Genomic DNA, 760 nt, shown 5'->3' on the forward strand with positions numbered 1-760 from the left:
AATACGGGTACCGGTCAGTTTGCCGGTATTGTTATCGGTCGGGATGTACAGGGTATGCTCCTGAGCGACAACTTCGATGCTGCCTTCACGGTCTTTAACGTCTACGGAACCCTTAATGTCCGCACCGCCGTCGTCTTTCAGCCAAAGATAAACAGGAATTGCCATGGAATTATTCTCCATTATGTTGTGATGCGTCATCATCCTGCGATGACGCCTGGGTGTGGCCCGGTATCTGGCAGGCGTTCGCCTGCGGTACCAGACTGATTTCGACACGTCGGTTGAGCGCGCGCCCATCCGGGGTGTCGTTAGTTGCGATAGGGCGGCTTTCGCCATAGCCCTGCACCGCAAAACAGCTTTCCGGTACGTCACCGGTATCACGCATCCAGTCACGCACCGCTTCAGCACGTTTCAGGGATAGCGTCTGATTGAGCTTCGGGTTACCGGTGTTATCGGTATGGCCGGACACGACAATCAGCCAGCCCGGCTTCGCCTTAACGCCGACCAGAGAATTCACCAGCATTTTGGTGGACCCGGTTTTCAGCGACGATTTGCCCGAATCGAACAGAGACATGCTGTCGAGGCGAATGGTTTTCGGGCCCTGAATAATTTTCTTAATAACCGGTGGAGGCGGTGGCGGAGGGCCCCAGTCACTGACGGCAGCCTCAACGGGCAGAACCAGACGCAGCCCCTGATACAGACCCAGGCGATAACGCAGTGGCTCCCCGCGACGCTGCCAGTCATCCAGCAACGCGCCATCGGC

General features: G+C 57.0%; 1 protein-coding gene and 1 pseudogene. Both read right to left on the minus strand.

All coding sequences use genetic code 11. From position 1 onward, the window contains the following. Window positions 1–165 (minus strand): annotated as a pseudogene (hcp, locus tag AU511_RS17015) (type VI secretion system effector Hcp); the annotation flags it as partial. Window positions 166–169: 4 nt separating this feature from the next. Next, window positions 170–760: OmpA family protein (locus AU511_RS17020; protein ID WP_139829435.1), on the minus strand; the 591-nt coding region annotated here is incomplete at its 5' end.

The organism is Lonsdalea iberica, assembly GCF_002111585.1.
In the GTDB taxonomy this organism is placed as follows: Bacteria; Pseudomonadota; Gammaproteobacteria; order Enterobacterales; family Enterobacteriaceae; genus Lonsdalea; species Lonsdalea iberica.